The 19,510-nt window shown below is 44.6% G+C and carries 16 protein-coding genes; 9 read left to right on the top strand and 7 right to left on the bottom strand.

Going from position 1 to position 19,510, the window contains the following annotated elements; translation table 11 throughout:
• The first annotated feature begins 263 nt into the window (after positions 1-263).
• From R7O13_RS01875 to R7O13_RS01865, 3 genes are all read left to right on the top strand, one after another.
• Positions 264-1,955 (top strand): FAD-binding oxidoreductase, encoded by a 1,692-nt coding sequence (locus tag R7O13_RS01875; RefSeq protein WP_262592098.1) that lies wholly within the window; start codon positions 264-266, stop codon positions 1,953-1,955.
• Between the two features lie 87 nt (positions 1,956-2,042).
• Positions 2,043-2,369 (top strand): hypothetical protein, encoded by a 327-nt coding sequence (locus R7O13_RS01870; protein WP_005373454.1) that lies wholly within the window; start codon positions 2,043-2,045, stop codon positions 2,367-2,369.
• Between the two features lie 439 nt (positions 2,370-2,808).
• Positions 2,809-4,098, top strand: coding sequence for a linear amide C-N hydrolase (locus R7O13_RS01865; protein WP_017635214.1), 1,290 nt, complete (start codon positions 2,809-2,811; stop codon positions 4,096-4,098).
• Positions 4,099-4,244: 146 nt separating this feature from the next.
• Here R7O13_RS01865 and R7O13_RS01860 read toward each other — a convergent pair whose 3' ends face one another.
• The 5 genes from R7O13_RS01860 to R7O13_RS01840 form a co-directional block, all read right to left on the bottom strand.
• Complete coding sequence (locus R7O13_RS01860) at positions 4,245-5,288, bottom strand: GMP reductase (protein ID WP_005373458.1); 1,044 nt, start codon at positions 5,286-5,288, stop codon at positions 4,245-4,247.
• A gap of 436 nt (positions 5,289-5,724) precedes the next feature.
• Positions 5,725-7,266, bottom strand: a complete 1,542-nt coding sequence (locus R7O13_RS01855; RefSeq protein ID WP_206225650.1) for an NAD(P)H-hydrate dehydratase — start codon at positions 7,264-7,266, stop codon at positions 5,725-5,727.
• A gap of 86 nt (positions 7,267-7,352) precedes the next feature.
• Positions 7,353-7,790, bottom strand: a complete 438-nt coding sequence (locus R7O13_RS01850) for a PAS domain-containing protein (protein ID WP_005373463.1) — start codon at positions 7,788-7,790, stop codon at positions 7,353-7,355.
• Complete coding sequence (locus R7O13_RS01845; protein WP_005373466.1) at positions 7,790-8,794, bottom strand: response regulator; 1,005 nt, start codon at positions 8,792-8,794, stop codon at positions 7,790-7,792. The genes R7O13_RS01850 and R7O13_RS01845 overlap by 1 nt, the downstream gene beginning before the upstream one ends.
• A gap of 367 nt (positions 8,795-9,161) precedes the next feature.
• Positions 9,162-10,070, bottom strand: a complete 909-nt coding sequence (locus tag R7O13_RS01840; RefSeq protein ID WP_262651555.1) for an aldo/keto reductase — start codon at positions 10,068-10,070, stop codon at positions 9,162-9,164.
• A 95-nt stretch (positions 10,071-10,165) separates the two neighbouring features.
• Here R7O13_RS01840 and R7O13_RS01835 point away from each other — a divergent pair, with 95 nt between their 5' ends.
• Positions 10,166-10,579 (top strand): helix-turn-helix domain-containing protein, encoded by a 414-nt coding sequence (locus R7O13_RS01835; RefSeq protein WP_005387686.1) that lies wholly within the window; start codon positions 10,166-10,168, stop codon positions 10,577-10,579.
• On the opposite strand, the gene R7O13_RS01830 is transcribed toward R7O13_RS01835, so the two are convergent.
• The gene (locus R7O13_RS01830; protein ID WP_080659228.1) at positions 10,560-11,174 is read right to left on the bottom strand and encodes a hypothetical protein; all 615 of its coding nucleotides are present in this window, start codon (positions 11,172-11,174) and stop codon (positions 10,560-10,562) included. The two genes, R7O13_RS01835 and R7O13_RS01830, sit on opposite strands and share 20 nt — an antisense overlap.
• A 455-nt stretch (positions 11,175-11,629) precedes the next feature.
• On the opposite strand from R7O13_RS01830, the gene clcA reads away from it, so the two are divergent.
• Together clcA and R7O13_RS01820 are read left to right on the top strand one after the other, a co-directional pair.
• Complete coding sequence (gene clcA, locus R7O13_RS01825; RefSeq protein ID WP_005373473.1) at positions 11,630-13,033, top strand: H(+)/Cl(-) exchange transporter ClcA; 1,404 nt, start codon at positions 11,630-11,632, stop codon at positions 13,031-13,033.
• Positions 13,034-13,294: 261 nt separating this feature from the next.
• Positions 13,295-14,242, top strand: a complete 948-nt coding sequence (locus tag R7O13_RS01820) for a TDT family transporter (protein ID WP_005373475.1) — start codon at positions 13,295-13,297, stop codon at positions 14,240-14,242.
• Positions 14,243-14,286: 44 nt separating this feature from the next.
• Here R7O13_RS01820 and folE read toward each other — a convergent pair whose 3' ends face one another.
• Positions 14,287-14,940 (bottom strand): GTP cyclohydrolase I FolE, encoded by a 654-nt coding sequence (gene folE, locus R7O13_RS01815; protein WP_005373478.1) that lies wholly within the window; start codon positions 14,938-14,940, stop codon positions 14,287-14,289.
• Positions 14,941-15,227: 287 nt separating this feature from the next.
• Here folE and moeA point away from each other — a divergent pair, with 287 nt between their 5' ends.
• The 3 genes from moeA to R7O13_RS01800 all read left to right on the top strand — a co-directional run bounded on the left by moeA (position 15,228) and on the right by R7O13_RS01800 (position 19,503).
• A complete protein-coding gene (gene moeA, locus R7O13_RS01810) occupies positions 15,228-16,463 on the top strand; it encodes a molybdopterin molybdotransferase MoeA (RefSeq protein WP_017635208.1) in 1,236 nt (411 codons plus the stop codon).
• 9 nt (positions 16,464-16,472) lie between these two features.
• On the top strand, positions 16,473-17,222 hold the full coding sequence (moeB, locus tag R7O13_RS01805) for a molybdopterin-synthase adenylyltransferase MoeB (RefSeq protein ID WP_005387678.1): 750 nt from the start codon (positions 16,473-16,475) through the stop codon (positions 17,220-17,222).
• 175 nt (positions 17,223-17,397) lie between these two features.
• Positions 17,398-19,503, top strand: a complete 2,106-nt coding sequence (locus R7O13_RS01800) for an LruC domain-containing protein (RefSeq protein WP_262628464.1) — start codon at positions 17,398-17,400, stop codon at positions 19,501-19,503.
• Positions 19,504-19,510 lie beyond the last annotated feature (7 nt).

Genomic DNA, 19,510 nt, shown 5'->3' with positions numbered 1-19,510 from the left:
ATTGTCGTTAGTGACCCATTCAATGTAGATAACACGTCATTCTGGTTCAGTATCAATTTAGGCTCAGATCTACTTGACTACATAAATTATCCACGGTCACGCAGATGCCGATCGTTCTTTTCATCAACCAGATATTGTTGCTCTCTCGCTGATGCTTTTGGCGATTTGTACAGAACAACTGATACCAAACTGATATGGTGAATGTATGCATTTGGTTTAATATTTGAACAACTATTCAATACATAAGCCAAATGGAAAAAATAATGGAACATGAATGGATGCAGGGAACTAAAGAAAACCAAGTGGTAGAACAGCACCCTAACCCTCAAATACAACGCCTCGCTGTACTTAGCGCGTACTCAATCTCAGTCAATAATGCCAAACTGTTTATTCAGAAAATGGATAAGTGCGGTTTTCCTAAAGAACGATTACTGACACCTCTTGAAAACACGGTTTCACCGGTTCCCGGTTTGAACCAATATCAAGTCGAGTCACTCATCTTCAATACTCGCTATCAACACCAACCCTTTGTCATTGTCATGTGCGAAAGTACGCAAGAAGTTCAGCAAGCCTATCTAACAGCAACTCAATTCAATCTCCCGATTCGTGTTCGCTCAGGAGGGCATGATCACGCAGGTGAATGCAGTGGTGACAACGTCATTTTGATTGACGTGAGCAGAATTAAGACCTTCCAATTGTGTGACAATATTGCCACCATTGGTGCTGGCTATCGCTTCTATCAACTGACACCAAAACTTGCAGAGCATGATCGAATGATTGCACATGGAACCTGTGCCACAGTTGGGTTGACTGGCTATATTCAAGGCGGAGGATGGGGCCCTTGGACGCGAAAATACGGCATGTGTTGTGAGCACCTAGTGAGTGCAACCGTGGTATTGGGTGATGGTACGATCACAGAAGTCTCAGCAGAGTCCAACCCTCACCTATTTTGGGCACTAAGAGGCGGCGGAGGCATGAGCTATGGCATTGTTACCGAGCTACGCGTAAAAACATTCCCTTTACCCAAAGAGATCCACCGCTTCGAGCTTCAGTGGAACCTTTATCAAAAAATCAACGGTATGCTTCAGCCAATACCAACGCACCCTACCATAGATGTGCTAAAAAATTGGGAGCAGGCTATAAAAAGCCTCGATACGCCTAAACTTCTTGGCACCAACTTGCAAATTGATGCTCTGCCTGAATCATCTAACCACTGTGATATTGAAACCATCAGCCATCACTGCACCATGTATGGCTACTGGGAAGGAACAGAACAAGATCTTCACCAATTTATAGCCGTTCAATTTGGCGCTTGCTTCCCTGATTTAGTTCAAGTCTATGAAGCACATGGCACTGACTTTGACGGGAAGAAATACGATCACTCCCTGATGAGCACATGGGGGCGCGATTCTTTGTGTCAAAACGGTTCTCCTTTCCCTCCAGATTATGACGCCCCAGCACCTCACAAAATCACTTCGCGATTGGTGTCAGAGCGAGGTCTTAAACCAGAAGGCTATACTGCACTTTTGCAAAGCTTAACTTCACCTTTGATAAAGCCAGAAAACCGCGATCAAGGGCTATTTAGTTACGTAACCTTAGGGGCGATCACTGGCGGTTTTTATCATCACTCAGACGACCTTGAAGACATATCTTTCCCCTACCGCCAGTGTCAATATACAGTCCAATACCAAACCTGGTGGAATGAAGAGATAAAGCAAAAACTAGAACTACAAAATAACCCAGTACTTGTTGATGTAAACAGAGCCATGGACTGGATTGATAAAGCCAGAGAAGCTGATATACCGGGAACCTATGGTGCCTTCATCAGCTTTAAAGATCCGGCAATTCCGACAAGCGTTTATTTTGATCGAAGCTACCGCAACTTAATCGGTATAAAAGAAAAATACGCTAAGGATAAGTTTAATCACCTTAGAACTAATAAGACCATCATTTAACATCAATATGCATCTTAAAAAGCATATATTAATAGAACGTCATTTGGCCGTTCTATCACGTATAGAAATTAAAAAAGAGGAAAAATTATGACAACTAAGGGTTCATTTTACGTTAAAAATAACTCCAACGATAAAATCACCGGATATGTGAGATTTAAAGACTCTCCGGAAATGGAGGTTCATTTCGACTTGAATATTGGCGAACAATCTGAATCTGCTAGTTTTGAATCCGGTGCCGCTACCCATGACTCCTGGTATTACAGTTTCAAAAAGGCAGGTAAAACCTATACTGGGGACAAGTCCTGTGCATACTATGCAAAAGATGAAAATAAAGGCCCCGTCGTTGTAGAAATCTTTAATGATAATTTAAAAATATCTCCACCACTTAGCGGTTCTTGTGAGAAAACTTTATAGCTGCTCACCTGATTCATCACTTCGCCCGAGACAGTTGCACAACTTCTCGGGCAGTTTCACTTCTCAGCATTTAAATTGCAAATTACCTTCATTTTCAATCATATTCTAAATATTGTAATTTTTATTCCTTCACGTTAAATCATCAAGATATATAATAATTTCAATATAAAATCAGACAAAATGATATTAACAATATGTATCATGTGATTATAAGGTAAAGTAATATCTTTAGTTCATCTCTTTTATATCAATTTTAACTGATACTAAACTGCTACTGACGTTTTTTGATTGAATGCTTAACTTAATAGCATGCGCTTATCTCAATGGCTAAAACCATTATTAAAGCGCAATTCATCTATATCCACGTAATCTCTAAGCATTTGATTAAGAGGGTTTCTTGGATATTCATCATTCAAGATAAACAACGGAAAGCATGGCTATGTGTACAGATGTTAATATCAATTATGGTTGCAACAACCAAACCTTATCCGCTAGAACCATGGAGTTTGCAGTTAACCTTCAGACCGAGATTTGGTTTAGAGCCCAACAAACTTACCAAATTACGACCTTTACTTCCGACGGAAAAGCCGACCGTGTTTTCAATGGTCAGCCGCCAAAACGTCACAGTAAAGAATGTGAGTTTCGAGCAAATTGGCAGGGAGAGTTGAGCTTCATACACTGCAACGCCATTACCCGGTATAATAACCCTCTTTTAACAGCTGATGGCATTAATGAATCTGGCCTTTCTGTTGGGTCACTGTACTTGCCCATTCTCAATCAAAATGTATCGACCTCTCACATCCCTGATGATGCCTTTGCATTAGGCAGCGGCCTGTTTGGTACTTTTATCTTGTCTACGTTTAATACTGTGGACGAGATGGTGACCTACTTCACCACCCACCCCGTTTACGTGTTTAACTCGACTATTTCAACTGGTGAAACAGAGAGTGACAACATGGCTTTGGACCAGCATTTCGTGATTCACGATGCAAATAATGACAGTGCCGTCATTGAGTTTCTTAACGGTAATATGCATATCTATCGAGCATTCAAAGAAAGCGATATGTTCAGCAAAGAGGAAAATCAGCAAGCACGCTATCAATGTACCGAATACGACTTTGATGATTATAAAGTGGTTGTGGACCACTCCTACGTTGGAGTAATGACTAACTGCCCAAATTACCATTGGCATGTCAATCACCTCTCTTATTTTTCCAATTTGCGCAACTACAACCCAGAACCGAACAATGAAGCAACCATGCAACGTCATGTCCAAGTGCCTGGCCCACTTCAATCAATCAATGGCGCTGGCTTGATGGGTCTACCCGCCGACCCAACACCGCCGTCTCGATTTGTACAAACCTATGCAATTAAGCAGTTAAGCGAACAACCAACTAACTTCGACGAAGCCTTCTCACTCGGACAAAAGCTACTTAATCGCGTTGATATACCTTTGGGCATCATGGCGAATGAGTTTGAGACATCCGATAACCCTGAAGTCTTTTTTAGTGATATTACCCAATGGAGCGTTATTAGACATAACAGTCATCAATCACCCGCGTTCTATCTGCGTACTTACGGAGACATGACTTGGCGAGTCGCTAATGTCAAAGACTATATTGGGTTAAATAGAGACTGTCAGATTTCAAGCGTTTTACAGCTCATGCCAGTTACAACATCATTACCGTTTGAACAAGTCGAATCTCGACCAACTATTAAAATCGCTTAGAGTTAATTTTGAAGCGCAAACAAATGAGAAGCAAAAAGCCAGAGTAAGAAATCAATCTCACTCTGGCTCATAGCTGCATATAGTATAGTTTTATCTGCTATAGATATAACGTATGGTTGCTTTTACACTTGTTACATTCAGTCGATTTACTCTTTACCGAACACGTTGTTCTCTTGTTCTTGAACGCGGATGAATGTAGTACGCTTGGTTAGCTCTTTAAGCTTTGCTGCACCCACGTATGTACAAGTTGAGCGAACGCCGCCAAGGATGTCTTGAATAGTGCCGTGAACGCTACCACGGTATGGCAATAATACGGTTTTACCTTCGGCCGCACGGTAGCCAGCGACACCACCTGAGTGCTTATCCATCGCGCTCTTCGACGACATGCCATAGAATTTCATGAACTTCTCGCCGTCTTTCTCGATCACTTCGCCGCCTGACTCTTCGTGACCCGCTAGCATCCCGCCTAGCATTACGAAATCCGCGCCACCACCGAATGCTTTCGCTACGTCACCCGCACAAGAACAACCACCGTCACCGACGATCATGCCACCAAGGCCGTGCGCTGCATCGCCACACTCGATGATTGCAGAAAGCTGCGGGTAACCAACACCCGTTTTTACACGAGTTGTACAAACTGAGCCTGGGCCGATACCCACTTTAACGATGTCTGCACCAGCTAGGATTAGCTCTTCACACATATCACCAGTAACCACGTTGCCTGCAGAAATGACCTTGTCTGGGAACTCTGCTCGCACGCGTTCAACATACTCGACCAAATGCTCTGAGTAACCATTTGCAATGTCGATACAAATGAAAATAAATTCATCTGAAAGTGCCATGATGTCTTTGGTTTTTTGGAAGTCTGCGTCAGATGTTCCCGTAGACACCATAACGTTATTCATGGTTACTTTATCTGCTGATTTAGCAAACTCAGCCCAATCTTCTACCGTGTAATGTTTGTGAACAGCGGTCATTACACCATGCTCAGCCAGCGCTTTAGCCATTGCAAAGCTACCAACCGAATCCATGTTTGCTGCGATTACTGGCACACCAGACCATTGACGACCACTATGCTTGAATGTAAAATCGCGGGTTAAATTTACTTGAGAACGGCTCTTAAGGGTAGAACGTTTCGGGCGAAACAGTACATCTTTAAAACCTAACTTAAGTTCTTGTTCGATACGCATTGTGTAATTCCTTGATTCATATGTATATGTGTCATTTCAGAGTGCGTAGTGATTTCGTTGGCAGACGAGTTCACTGTTCTTCGGACACAAAAAAACCGGAGCGTTGGCAGACGCTCCGGTTTTCAGCATTATAGGCTGTGATTTATTTCCTACAAGTCTGATATTTGAATTTTTTTTGTGATACCATCTTGAAAATCGCATATCAAAAACGCTCCCCAAGTCACCAAAACCTCTTATTATTTATAACTATCAACAACTTGAGAAAGCACTTAAGTTAACCCATTGCGCAAACCTTTGCGTCATATCTTAAAAATTAAAACGCATCGCCTCTCAAATCTGCCTAAAACTCAATCACCTAATACTAAGATGCCCTGCTAATTCGTAAAAAAGTACTCAAAAAAATCGACCAATTTTCTCAGCAATGCATGAAATCTAATTAATTTCGATAGAGCTCTTGGGTGATAGCGGTACGAAGAGTGCTAACGACATCACTTGCCAAAAGACCAATTTGACCATTCTGACTCACGTTTATATCAGCAGCATGACTGTGAAGTACCACACCTAAACGTGCGGCAACAGAAATTGCTAAACCTTTGGCTAGTAATGCACCAATGACTCCAGATAACACATCTCCCATTCCCCCCGTCGCCATTCCGGCGTTACCCGCTAGACAGACGTACATTCTCGTTCCATCGTAAATAAGCGTCCCCGCGCCTTTTAAAACCACTACACCGCCATAACGCTCTTGCAGTTGTCTTGCAGCAGAGTATCGGTCACTTTCTATTTGTTGAATGGTTACATTTAGTAGTCGAGCTGCCTCTCCAGGATGCGGCGTGATCACTCGATGGTTGTCGCACACTAGAGTGCCATCGCATCGCTGGCTCAGCATCGCTAGAATATTGAGGCCATCAGCATCAACAACTTTAGGTTTCTGCTCTTGAGCCAGATATTGATAGGCTTGATAAGCCCACTCATCATCTCCAAAGCCAGGACCAAACACTAATACGTCAGCCCAGCGTATGCGTTTAGTTAAGTCGTTCTCAGTATCCCTGAGCAAGTCAGTGGTGATGCTCTGGCTCATTACTTCTGGGCAACCAACCTGCAGTGGAATAAGGCTACTCGTGTGAGTAATTGCGGCAGTTAAACCCGCTCCGGCTCTAATCGCTGCGGAGGAACATAAACGAATCGCCCCAGACATCCCTTGATTGCCACCAACACAAAGCAACTTCCCGTTGTCACCTTTATGGACCGTTGGATTTGGCTTGGGCATTAATCTTGAAACAACCTGATGATCAATACCTAATGCACTTTCTACTTCGATAGTATCAAACTTAGTATTGACGCCTAAACCACAAAAGTAGAGCTCGCCAACTCGATCTCTCGCTTGTCCAGTGCATAAGCCTTGCTTAACCCCAATGAAGGTTACAGTATGCTCGGCACGAATAGCATCACCTAAAACTGCACCTGTATTAGCACACAGACCAGAAGGAACGTCGACTGCAATCACAGGGGTATGAATTTGATTAATTTGGTCAATATAGCGACGATGCTCCGAACGAACCTCACCGCTTAAACCAGTGCCTAACATGGCATCGATGATCACATCTGCTTCTAGCAATGCGGTATTCCATTCATCCCAATCATTGTTAACACCGTCGATTGACTGCCAGTCTTGGTATGCGCGCAAAGCATCACCTTTTAGCACAGATACATCACCAATTTGGAAAACATGTACATTGAGTTGAGCTTGTTTCGCAAGAGATGCAAATACGTAACCATCGCCACCGTTATTCCCTTTACCGCAAATCACTAAGATATTTTTTGATTTAGGATACAGATGTAAAAAGCGCTCATACACGGCCATACCAGCGCGTTGCATTAAGCTATACATAGAAACACCAGCCATTTGCGCAGCCAGCGTTTCACCGTTTTTTACTTGCTCTGCGGTGTAGAGTTTTAGGGCGAGATTAAAGTCCATATTCACGTTCTACGCATTGGGAAACACAATTATAAGTATACAAAAAAGCCAAGGCGGACCTTGGCTTTTGAGAAAGTTTTTTATCGCTATTGATTCTGAGACATCAGAGCTTCAGCCGTCGCGTCTTGTATAGACAAAAACAACGAGTTGATTTTTCCAGTCGGTGTGCGCATTGGGTTCAACGTAACATTCTGGTACATAAACTCCGCTTGCTGCGTAACTGGTCGAACATTGCGACAGCAGAATAAGTAAGGTCGTTGTCGCCATGTGATGAAGCTGCGACAGCCTAGGTCATACACTGGTTTTGTTTTTAATTTAAACCACTCCTGTGGGATTTCAGGGAAGATATCAAATATAGAACGACCTATCGCATCATGAGACTGCAAACCACTGTGATGAGTCATAAACCCATTCCAGACCTGTACATTGTAATCTCGATCAATGACCACTAAGCCCATGTCAACGTTTTGTACCATATCCACCATCCAATGGAATTGTTCAAACTCTGCTGGCATATTCAACATTAGAACTCCTCCATTAGATAAGACAGTTTGTTATCAAGCAGCGGCAAGGATTCATCCACAAACATAAACAACAAGTCACAACGAATCGACGTTCCTTCAATGTTGTAGCTCACTTCGAATGTCATCGTGCGGCTGAATGCTCCAGTTGTAGATTCAATGATCGAGTCAATTGAGATATGCTGACCAAGGAGTACTGGTGGACTTTGGAAGAATCGGACTTCAGACTGCTCGCCTAAACCATTTAAGAACGACCCCACCAAAATATTAGAAATATCCATTAGCAGCTCAAGCTCTTCTAGCTCTTCGCTGTCTGCTGGTACTTTCATCAACTTTTTGAGATCAGATACGCTTGAATCACTCAAAATCACTAGCGCTTCGCCAGCAATACCTTCGCCACAAAATCCCTGACAAACACCCGATACGTTGTCATGCGACGCCAAGTCGCGTAGGGCCATGTGAAGTTCGCTCACTTCAAAGATATTGACGTTCGGCAGAGGTAGTTGCACAAACACATCAAAGTGACGCGCCAATGCATCGGCTGCTCGACCAATTGAAACGTTAGCCACTTCCATGTAAATATCGCGACGACGTAAAATCGGTAACTCAATAGAGACAGGCGTGATAATTTGAGGACGAGGTTCTGGCTCGACCAACTCTTTAAGCGCCTTCTTGAGTTCATCTTTGGCGATCGGTTTTTGAATAAACGCTTTTGCACCCAGTGCGAACACGCGCTCTTTCGCTTTAGGTTGGATATCCCCCGACACAACAACCACCGGAGTTTTATCCCCCAACCGTTGCATGTGCTCTAGTGTTTCAAAGCCATCCATTTCTGGCATGGTCAAATCAAGAAACATCAATTTAAACTCGTTTTTTTCGAGTTCTTCTAGCGCGTTTTTTCCGTGGATAGCAAACGTAATATCGGCATTCAATGTGGCTGGTAGTGATCTCGCCATCTGTTTGCGTGCTAACGCTGAATCATCACAGATGAGTACGGGAAAAGACATTCAATCACCTTTTTATATTCCACAATCTGCGCCGGAGTCTAACAGATTGTTACAGCATGTAATACGAGAAAACTGACGAGTTTTTTATTTCTTTATTATTCAATAAGCATACGCAATATGAATGAATGAGTGAACAAAATGACTAAAAAGCAAGCATCACATTCGCTGTTTAGTGACATAAAACAAACATGGGTAAAACTCCTCCACCCAAAGTAAGCAAAAAGTTGCAGCTAACATCCAAAGCCCATTTTTGCTCGAATTTCATTCTTTCCATTTCCATAATGGGTAAACAGTAACGCGCTAAAACTAAAAAGGCACCCTGCTAGAGGATGCCTTTAATAACAATTTCATCGATAAGATATCAATTCTATGGCACACCATGACCTTTAGAAGCCACCCATACGCGATACCATTGCTCTCGAGTAAGTTCGATGTTCAATGCATTAACTGCAGTTTGCACACGCTCGATTTTACCAGAGCCAATGATTGGAATAGGGTTAGATGGCAAACGACGTACCCAGGCATAAATTACTTGATCAATACTCGCTGCGCCCACTTCTTCACGAATTGCTTCTAATTCGTTACGGACACGAACAGCTTGCTCACTGTCACCACTAAAAATTGAACCACCACCGAGGCAAGACCAAGCCATTGGTCGCGTGCGCAACATTTGCATTTGATCAAGCGTTCCATCGTGTGCAACCTCAAAGTTAAGTGGGTTGATTTCCACTTGGTTAGTAACCAACGGCTTACCTAAGCGAGATTGCAGCAGTTCAAACTGGCGTGGAGTGAAGTTAGACACGCCAAAGTGCTTCACTTTGCCGACTTTATGAAGCTCAGAAAATGCTTCTGCAACCTCGTCTGCATCCATTAACACGTCAGGACGATGAATTAAAAGTACGTCGATTTCATCCACATTCAAACGTTCTAGCGAGTTATTCACCGATTGGTAGATATGTGCTGAGCTCGTGTCGTAGTGATTGATCTTACGCTCTGGCGTTTTATCGCCACACAAATTGATGTCGCATTTCGTCACGATCTGAATTTGCTCACGAACACTCTTGTCTAAAGCTAACGCTTCACCAAACAACGCCTCACACTCGTAATTGCCGTAGATGTCGGCGTGATCGACCGTCGTAATGCCTAACTCAATGTGTTGCTTAAGAAATGACAAACGCTCTTGAGCCTTCATTCCCCACTCAACTGCACGCCAATATCCTTGAACCAGCTCTGAGAACTCTGGGCCTTTTGGTGCAGTTACTACTTTTGCAACCATGGGTTTTCTCCTTCAATTGATCTGCATTCATCGTAGTCTTGTTTTCGTACCGGCTCAACGGGTAAACTTTCGCAATTCGAACTGGAGTACGAAATATGTCTTTTGCCCAACGCCTAGCCACCCTGATCGGAGAAGAAAGCATCAGCGGGTTCGCTCGACGCGTCGATGTGTCTGAAGCTTTAATACGCAAATACCTTAAAGGCAGTGAACCTAGCCTAACCAAAGCAAATCAAATTGCAATGCGCGCCAATTGCTCTCTCGAATGGTTAGCAACGGGATGTGGTTATTTATATCGCCGTGCTGAAGTCGTGGATATGGATGCGTACAAACTTGCCTTTCAACACGTTATGAATCAGCCGTTGTCAGACGATGCAGAAGAGCTACACCGCAAGCTAATCGCAGGCTATCAATACCTGCGCGCTCACAAAAAATCGGATGGTTTTTTGGATGAGTCTGCAATGGCGACCTTCCTATCTCTCCATAAAGAATCTAAAAACGAGTCACTTTGACCTCGATAATTTCGCCATCACTGCGCAATTGCACATTTAAGGACGGTGATGGCGTCAGAAACTCGTCCGGTTTTACCCAAAGCAAACTTCGAATCGTTTCTTGTGGATAGCGGTTCATCAACAAAATAACTTCTTTATCGACAAGCTCGGAAGATTTCTTTTCCAGAGCTTCAACGACATCATAGTGTTCTTGTCCGATAGTAACTCTGCGTAAAACTAACCCATCCTTTCTTAAGTTGAGAAGTAAGTCATTCAGACGCTGCCACTCGTATTCAGTGAGAAACGAGAACTGAGCACTTTCTCTTCTCAAAACCACTTCACCATACAAGTGCTGCTGGTAGTACGAAAAATCATCCAAACAAAATGCGCTGATAAACGTTGAGTTGTCTCGCAACTGCACTTCGCAACCATACCAGCTTCCACTTTTTTCTATACGTTCTTTTAGATTGGAATATGGCATTGCTGACAACGTGTCTTGCCACCAGCTCGGCGTTGAAAGTGCCGGAAACGTTACCGAACAACAACATAAAGAAAGTAAGAGTCGAAGATAAAAGCGCATGCACTGCTCTAGTTGGTTGACATCGAACCAAGACATTACTAACTGCAAGAAAATGTTCAAGAGAAAAATAGTGGCAGGTGGTGATGAAAGTTATAACGCAGAAATTAAGAAGGCGCACATGTGCGTGCGCCTCTACCTCGTTACTCAATCGTGAGTGTGCGAATCGGCGATGTCTATTGATGCATCCCGAACATAAAACGAGGACTTACCGTAGGGTTTGAATCCATCCAAATTGTGTGTAAAACCTCACATCCCTCCTTCTGAAGCAGTCATGTTGCTTTACATTTAAAGCATGGTTCATTTTTCTCAAAAAACAAGTTTTTTATCCTAAATTATGAGAGCAATAGCACAATCTGAGTGAATGAATAATATCGCGACACTTCAAACACTCAATAGTGAAAAGCTAAATTGCATCTTTATTGATTAGGTCTAGACTCTGCGAAGCGTATACTTTCTTTCGTCCCTTCCCCCAGCAACAGGAGAGCTTGTTAATGACCAAACGCGAGAGAATTGTGAAATCTGTGTTGGCGCACGTACCGAAAGATGCGATTAACCAGTTTGTCTCTCGAGGGTCAACACCATTTTCTGTTCTCATTATGGCCGCCATTGTGGGTACGTTGGCTGGTTTTGTCGGTACGTATTTCGAGCTTGCCGTTCATTTCGTTTCTGAAACACGAACAGAATGGTTAAGAAGCGAAATTGGTAATGTTCTACCGTTGTGGCTGGCAGCGGTTCTCATTAGCGCACTTTTAGCTTTTATTGGCTATTTTCTTGTGCACCGCTTTGCGCCAGAAGCGGCAGGTTCTGGTATTCCTGAAATCGAAGGGGCAATGGATAATATTCGTCCAGTGCGCTGGTGGCGAGTTCTACCAGTAAAATTCTTCGGTGGCATGGGCGCACTTGGCTCTGGTATGGTGCTGGGTCGTGAAGGCCCAACCGTTCAAATGGGGGGCGCTGTTGGTCGAATGGTGACCGATATATTCCGCGTAAAGGATGACGATACCCGCCACTCCCTGCTCGCTTCTGGTGCTGCTGGCGGTTTGGCTGCGGCTTTTAATGCGCCACTCGCAGGCATTATGTTCGTTGTGGAGGAAATGCGACCTCAGTTTCGCTACTCTTTGATCTCAATTCGCGCAGTGATCATTTCTGCCATTATGGCGAACATAGTGTTTCGCGCCATTAACGGGCAAGACGCCGTTATCACTATGCCGCAATACCAGTCGCCAGAGCTTCAAACCCTATGGCTGTTTTTATTGCTTGGCGCATTGTTTGGCGTGTTTGGCGTGATCTTCAATAAACTGATTACCGTGGCACAAGACAGTTTTGTCGCAATTCACAAAAACGATCGTAAGCGCTACTTGATTGTAGGTTCGTTACTGGGAGGCGTGTTTGGTTTGCTTCTTTTGTACGTACCCCAACTAACTGGTGGTGGTATCGGCCTTATTCCTGACATTACTAACGGTAACTACTCGGTATCCATTTTAGTTTTGCTTTTCTTTGGTCGTGTAATTACAACCCTGCTCTGTTTTGGTTCTGGTGCGCCTGGAGGCATCTTTGCACCTATGCTTGCTCTGGGAACCTTATTTGGCTACGCGTTCGGAGCAAGTGCTGATGTTTTGCTCCCTGCGCTTGATATCGAGCCTGGTGTATTTGCGATTGCGGGCATGGGGGCCCTGTTTGCTGCAACGGTACGTGCACCGATTACTGGTATTCTGTTAGTGATTGAAATGACGAATAACTACTACTTAATCCTGCCATTGATCATTACTTGTTTGGGCGCTGTGATTATTGCTCAATTGTTGGGTGGACAACCTATTTACAGCCAGCTGCTGCATCGCACAATCAAAAACGAAAAGTTACGCCAACAGGATCTACCGGAGAATCAATCAACATAACATTCTCTTTGTTATCACTTCGCTCCAGACTATCGAAGGGTTTGGAGCGATAAACTCTGCATTTTTGCATCTTTTCCCAAATATTCGATACCAAACTCACAAAATTATCATTCTCTGATATTTGCTCACCACCTTTCATGAGAAACCCCTCTCCATACTTGTTAGTATTCGCTACCTAAATAGAGCATTTCATCCAAATCGTCATGTTTTGTTTCATTCAGGCAAAAATCAAATGGAGTAGATTTGAACTGGAGAAGACTTGTGCAGTTTTATAGTGTCCCGCCGTCTCAAGCCGCGTTGGCACTAGGTATGATAGGTTTAGGGCAAGCTTGGGCACTCTATGTTCCTGAGATTGGTGAACCGATACGCCCATTTTTGGCGTCACTCGGCGCACTTTTACTCGCCCCTGTACTCATAAAATATGCCGCGAATCCACGATTATTCATGGTCGACATTCGTCACCCACTGAGTGGTAGTTTAATGGCACCAATGAGTATGGCGTTACTGATCCTTGCAGATTATCTTGCCGCTGTAGCACCTATCATCGCTTATCCACTTTGGTTTATGGCGCTTTTGCTGCATTTTACTATGATGGTGCTGTTTTTTAGCTTTCAGCTAATGAACTTCAAAATGTCCAATATCGTACCGAGTTGGTTTCTTTATCCGGTGGGGCTAATCAGTAGTTCACTAGCCGGTTCTCAACTAGGTCACAACTTATTCTCCGAAACGTTAGCGATGATGTGCATCGGCATTTATTTCTTCATGCTGCCACTCGTGTTGTATCGTTTGGTGTTTTTCGGCTCTCTACCAAGGCGAGCAAGACCAACCCTCGCGATTATGGCCGCGCCGGTAAACTTGTCATTAGCAGCATACTTGGTGAACTTTCCCTTACCTGATCCGATACTGACAGGCGCATTGGCAGGGATCGCCATCACTATGACGTTATTGATCTACTTATGTTACTTCCGCTTACTTCGCTTGAAGTTCCAACCTTCTATCGCAGCAGTAACCTTTCCTTCCGTGATCAGTGCTATTGCGATGCACCGCTTAACCTCTTTTTTCGCCGAATCGCACCCTCACTGGCACTGGCTACACGACTTTGGTTTTCTAGAGCTCAGTATCGCGACTGTATTGGTTGTTTGGGTATCGGCAGGTTACGTCAAAATGTATTGGCCAGAAATCATGAAGTCATTTTCTAAACAAGCATAAAAAAGGATGGCGTTTGCCATCCTCTTAGAATAGTACTTGGTTACCTAGCGTAAACCGTGCAGAAATTCGGCACGCGTTGCTGGGTTGCTCTTGAAGATGCCACCCAATGCAGTTGTTGTCGTTTCGCTGGTTGCATCCATCACACCGCGAGATTTCACGCAGTAGTGTGTTGCGTCAATCGTCACTGCCACATCATCGGACTCAAGCAGCGTTTGAAGTGCAACAAGAATTTGCTGAGTCATACGTTCTTGAACTTGTGGACGCTGCGCAAAGAAGCGAACGATACGGTTGATCTTTGACAGGCCAATGATCTTGCCACGTGGAATGTAAGCCACAGCAGCCTTGCCATCGATGGTCACAAGGTGGTGTTCACAAGTGCTGGTCACCGTGATGTCCTTCACGCGAACCATCTCGCTCACGTTCATCTTGTTCTCAATCACCGTGATTTTAGGAAAGTTGGAGTAATCCAGACCAGAGAAGATTTCGTCAACGTACATCTTAGCAATGCGGTGAGGGGTTTCTTCTAGGCTATCGTCAGTGAGGTCAAGTTGAAGCAGACCTAAGATCTCACGCATGTGGTGTTCGATCTTCTCTTTCTTCTCTTCACGACTTACGTTGTTTGGACGCATTGGCGTTTCCAAACCGCGTTGCTCTAGCGCTTCTTTTACTAACTTCGCTGACTCGCTAAGACCTGACATTCCACTTCCTCTTTTGTTTTACTTCAGCCTTCGTACAAACCCAATCAAAATTGCATTCATACTTTTCGCTTTGAGTTGCTCAGTTCGTGTCTTTACACCAAGTCACATCAGATGAAGGTACTGAGCTGATTTTCTTGAGCTCCGCAGGTTTTTTACCCCTTTTGGATGGCTGACAAGGATACTCGGATTTTTGAATAATTACACCCATATTTTATAGGTGGACATTCTTACTCAGTCCCCTTTTATGGTAAAGTTGCCACAAAACAAAAGAACACAGGATTTTCTCAATGGGCTGCTGCGACGCACCTGGCTTGATGCCAATTGAAGAAGCGATGGACAAAATGCTATCGCGAATCAAACCTATCCAAACAACGCTTTCTCTTCCACTTGCTGAAGCACTCGGTTTTGTACTGGCAGAAGACATCCTGTCTCCTATTCACGTACCGCCATTCGATAACTCAGCAATGGATGGCTACGCTATTCGCATTCAAGATCTTGAGTCGTCTTCCGTTTTGCCTCTGGCAGGTAAATCATTTGCAGGGCAACCTTTTGAAGGTGAGTGGCCTCAAGGTACCTGTGTTCGCATCATGACTGGCGCAAAAATCCCACAGGGTTGTGATGCCGTTATCATGCAAGAAAACACTGAAGTAACAGATGCTGGCATTCAGTTCAACCAAACCGACGTGAAGCCACAAAACAACATCCGCCCAACAGGTGACGACATCAAGCAAGGCGACATCGTGCTGGCAAAAGGTGCACGTTTAACACCTCGCGATATTCCGATGATTGCGTCGCTTGGTGTTAGCCATGTGACAGTAGTACGTAAGCCAAAAGTTGCGTTCTTCTCTACTGGTGATGAACTTAAACCACTGGGCGAGCCGCTAGACGAAGGTCAGATCTACGACAGCAACCGTTACGGTATTAAACCACTTATCGAGAACTTCGGTTGTGAAGCCGTTGATCTAGGCATCATTCCAGATTGCCCAGAGACTCTAAAAGCAACCTTTGAACAAGCGCAAACATTGGCAGATGTGGTTGTGACCTCAGGCGGTGTTAGTGTGGGCGAAGCGGATTACACCAAAGACATTCTTGAAGAGCTTGGTGAAATCGGTTTCTGGAAGTTAGCAATCAAGCCGGGTAAACCTTTCGCATTTGGTAAGCTAAGTACAGCTTGGTTCTGTGGGCTGCCGGGTAACCCGGTTTCTGCAGTTCTTACTATGTACGTGCTTGTTCAACCAATGCTGGCAAAACTTGCAGGCCATACAGAATGGAAAGCACCCGAATCTATTCCAGCAACAACCAAAACCGCCTTTAAGAAAGCGCCAGGTCGTACCGATTACCAACGTGGTATCTATACATTGGAAGATGGCAAGTTTGTCGTTGAAACAACCGGTAACCAAAGCTCTGGTGCATTCCGCTCAATGAGCCTAGCGAACTGTTTTGTTGTATTGGAACGTGAACGCGGCCGAGTTGAAGTGGGCGAAACGGTTCAGATTCAACTATTCAACTCAACCCTCTACTAGGAAGACGTTGTGGATATTCTTTCCGATCAGGAAATGTTGCGTTACAACCGCCAAATCATTCTTCGTCAGTTTGACTTTGAAGGACAAGAAGCACTCAAACAAGCATCGGTATTGATGCTTGGTGCTGGCGGTTTAGGCTGCGCATCAAGCCAATATTTGGCGACTGCTGGTGTCGGTAAAATCACGCTGATTGATGATGATATCGTCGAGTTGTCTAACCTTCAGCGCCAAGTACTGCATCACGATGCGGATATTGGTCGTAAGAAGGTAGAATCAGCGGCCGATGCACTACGCGAGCTTAACCCGCACATCATTGTAGATACCATCGCAAAGCGTCTTGATGATACAGAGCTAAAAAGCTTGATCGAACAGCACACTATTGTTGTCGATGCATCAGATAACGTCGATACGCGCAATCAACTTAACCGCCTATGTTTTGCGACCAAAACACCGCTGATTTCAGGCGCGGCCATTCGCATGGAAGGCCAAGTGAGTGTGTTTACTTACGATGATCCAGCGCAACCATGTTACCAGTGCTTAAGTGCCCTCTTCGGCAGCGATGCGCTAAGTTGTGTCGAAGCCGGAGTAATGGCGCCTGTTGTGGGTATTGTTGGCGCAGTGCAAGCGATGGAAGCGATTAAAGTGATTGCTGATTACGGCCAACCAAAGAAAGGAAAAATTCTGATTTTGGATGCGCTCAGCATGTCTTGGCGAGAAATGAATCTGATGAAAATGCCCTCCTGTCCGGTTTGTAGTTAGTTCTATACCTCTAATCATTCCCAAAAAGCCCAACTCGATGTTGGGCTTTTTCTCATTTTGACAATCAGATTTACAACCCTTCGTCTTACAAATCTTAGCTCTATAAAATTCAACAACTTAAAAGTTGGCACATTCCTTTCATTGCATATATCACGAACCAATGAGAGGGCGAATTATGAAAAGGACATCACTACTACTTGGGTCTCTAATAGCGAGCGCTTACGCACAAGCGGCGCCATTTGATACGTGCCCAAGCCAAGCATACCTATTCCAATCAACCCCGGTTCAAATCTATGGCGTCAATTTGGTTACAGGCTCTACGACTCTTTTAGAGGACGACACAGGTTTGGCTTCGGGCATCAACGGTGTAGGCTTTAACTTCACTGACCGTTATATCTACGGCTACGACACCACAAACAAAAAGATTGTTCGTCTTGGTCAAGACTTCCAAGCAGAGACACTTAATGTTTCGGGTCTTCCTACCGACCACACGTTTTACGTAGGTGACGTTTACAACCACGTCTACTACTTGTACCGCAAAGGCAAAGGACTTTTCTCCATTGACCTTTCTCCGCTCGATTCTGATCCAAATGCGACATTGAGCATCGTGAAAATCAGCTCAACAGCGACTGTGAACCTAACCGACTTTGCATTCCATCCAGGTGATGGCTCCCTTTACGGCATCGACAACAACTCTGGTTTGCTATATCAGTTCAACCCATCAAATGGTAGCGCAACTGCGATAGGTGACACAGGTGAGAAAGGCACATTTGGTGCTGGCTACTTCGATGTTAACGGCAACTACTACGTGTCACGTAACCAAGATGGCAAAATCTATCGCGTTGACCTTTCGGAAGGTAACGCAGCCAATATCGCAGCAGGTATCGTTCCTGCGGTTGAGTTTGTATCCAACGGTCCAAGCTCAAGCCAAAATGACGGTGCACGTTGTGCAAATGCTCCGGTGATTAACGAAGACGAGCCAATTGATTTCGGTGATGCTCCAGACAGCTACCACACAACACTTGCGTCAAACGGTCCTCGTCACGAAGTGGACGGTGTAACTTGGCTTGGTTCCGTCGCTCCAGATGGTGATGCCGACGGTCAAGCAAACGACAACTCTGTGGGCACAGCCGATGAAGATGGTGTTGGTTTTGTATCCGCACTTGATCCAGGCTTAAGCTCAATTGTGAATGTGACAGCTTCTACTTCTGGCTACCTATCAGCATGGTTTGACTGGAACCGCGATGGTGACTTTGATGATGAAGGCGAACAGGTCTTTACTGACCAATTACTGTCTGCGGGTAATAATCCCCTACCGTTTGTCGTTTCAACCGCTGCAACGGAAGGTTCAAGCTGGAGTCGATTCCGCTTTAGCCAACAAACCGGATTAAACTACGATGGTGGTTCGACATCTGGTGAGGTGGAAGATTACCCAATTACCATCACTGGTAATGGCTACTCAGTGGAATATTTCCCGAGTGCAGAAGATTACGCCACCGTGGCTTATGAAGATAATTGGCCATACACCGCAGACTACGACATGAACGATGTGGTCGTGAAATTCCGCATCACTGAAACCAGTCTTGCTGGTCATGTTGAGAATATTCAGATTACAGGTGACCTAGCGGCTTACGGCGCAAGCTACAAAAATGGCTTCGCAATCCGACTACCGGGTGTATTGAGAAGCTCGATTGAAAATGGATTAACGACGCTATCCTTCAATGGTGTAGAGCAAGCATCTAATGGCTTGGAAAGTATTTCTGATGAAGCAATTTTCATCATCAGTGAAGACTTAAGCACACACGCGGCGAGCAGCTGTAGCTACTTCCGCACAGAGCCTGGCTGTGATGATAACGTTTCACTCACCTTTACCTTGAATGTTTACTTCACTGAAGGCTCTGACCGTTCAGCGATTCAAGCCATGCCATACGACCCGTTCATCTTTGCAACACCGGGCACTTACCATGGCGACGGGATTACCTTCCAACCAGGTCGTAAATGGGAAGTTCACTTAGCAGACCAAGCACCAACAGAACAGTTTGATGACCAAAACCTCTTCGGTGTCGGCGTCGATGCAAGTGACCCTGCACAAGGTGTGTACTTCAAAACAGCAAACAACTTACCTTGGGCACTGTTGATAGTAGAAGATTGGGATTGGCCGCTAGAGCGTGTAGACATGGTCGATGCATACCCTCAATTCCAAGCTTGGGCTGAGTCTGGTGGCGAACTAAGCACAGATTGGCACACCGCTCCAACACCTAACAAATGCTACATTCCATAGGGAGATA

It is taken from the genome of Vibrio sp. Y176, assembly GCF_033438945.1.
The sequence above is the reverse complement of the archived record's forward strand: the minus strand, read 5'-3'. Positions and strand labels throughout refer to the sequence as shown.